Annotated in this window: 1 protein-coding gene; it reads right to left on the bottom strand. The window is 74.1% G+C overall.

Annotated elements, in window-relative coordinates; translation table 11 throughout:
- The coding region (locus ACZ51D_RS43645; protein WP_465665883.1) for an acyl carrier protein at nucleotides 1-1,667 on the bottom strand (1,667 nt) is incomplete at both ends.

The following is a 1,667-nucleotide window of genomic DNA, read 5'->3' as shown; positions in this document are numbered from 1 at the left end:
ATCACCCGCTGCTGCGACGGACCGTTCGGCGCCGTCAGCCCGTTCGACGCACCGTCCTGGTTCACCGCAGAGCCACGGACCACCGCAAGCACCGGGTGCCCGTTGCGCCGGGCGTCCGACAGCCGCTCGACGAGCAGCATGCCGGCACCCTCACCCCACGCCGTGCCGTCGGCGGCCGCGGAGAACGCCTTGCACCGGCCGTCGGCGGCGAGACCGCGCTGACGGCTGAAGTCGAGGAAGGTGTCGGGGGTGGCCATCACGGTGACGCCGCCGGCGAGGGCGAGCGTGCACTCACCGTTGCGCAGCGCCTGGACGGCGAGGTGCAGGGCGACCAGCGAGGAGGAGCAGGCGGTGTCGACGGTGACCGCCGGGCCCTCCAGGCCGAAGGTGTAGGAGAGGCGGCCGGAGACGACGCTCGCGGCCGTGCCGACGCCGAGGTGGCCCTCGAGTTCCTCGGGCGAGCTCATCAGCAGGGCGAGGTAGTCCTGGCCGTTGGTACCGGCGAAGACGCCGGTACGGCTGCCGCGCACGGTGGCCGGGTCGATGCCCGCACGCTCGAAGGCCTCCCAGGACGTCTCCAGCAGCAGCCGCTGCTGGGGGTCCATGGCGAGCGCCTCGCGCGGAGAGATGCCGAAGAACGCGGCGTCGAACTCGGCCGCGTCGTGCAGGAAGCCGCCCTCGCGGGTGTAGATCGTGCCGACCCGGTCGGGGTCCGGGTCGTAGAGGGTGTCGGTGTTCCAGCCGCGGTCGGCCGGGAGCCCGGACATTGCGTCGCCGCCGCCGACGAGCAGCTGCCAGAGCTGCTCGGGCGAGGCGACGCCGCCGGGGAAGCGGCAGCTCATGCCGATGATCGCGATCGGCTCGTCCTCGGCGGCCGTACGGGCGGTGCCCTCGGCGACGGCGGCGGGCTGGCGGCCCACGAGTTCGGTGCGGAGGTGGTCCGCGAGCGCAGCGGCGGACGGGTAGTCGAAGACGAGGGTGGTGGGCAGGCGCAGCCCGGTGGCGGCGGCCAGGCGGTTGCGGAGTTCGACGGCGGTCAGCGAGTCGAAGCCCAGCTCCTTGAACGCCCGGCCGGCCTCGACCTGGTCCGTGCCGGAGTGGGCGAGCACGGCCGCGACGGTGGTGCGGACGAGGTCGAGCATGACGCGCTGCTGCTCGGCGGCCGGGAGGCCGGCGAGGCGGTCGGCCTGCGAGGAGCTGACGGCTGCAGCGCCGGAGGCTACGGTGGCCGCGGCCGCGACCTGGCGGGCCTCGGGGATCTCGTCGAAGAGCGTGGTGGGTCGGACGGCGGTCAGGCCGGGCAGGAAGCGGTCCCAGGCGATGTCCACGACGGTGAGGGCACCGTCGCCGTGCTCGACGGCCTGCCGGAGGGCGGCCATCGCCAGGCGCGGGGCCATCGGCGGGACGCCGTCGCGGTGCAGGCGCTGCTCGACGGTGCCGTCGGCGGCCATGCCGCCCTGTGCCCACGGGCCCCAGGCGATCGAGGTGGCGGGCAGACCGTCGGCCCGGCGCTGCTCCGCGAGCGCGTCCAGATAGGCATTCGCAGCCGCGTAGTTGCCCTGCCCGGCACTACCCACCGAACCCGCCATCGACGAGAACAACACGAACGCCGACAGACCACACCCAGCCGTCAACTCGTGCAGGTTCCGCGCCGCATCCACCTTCGG

Source organism: Kitasatospora sp. NPDC033851 (assembly GCF_055576085.1).
The sequence above is the reverse complement of the archived record's forward strand: the minus strand, read 5'-3'. Positions and strand labels throughout refer to the sequence as shown.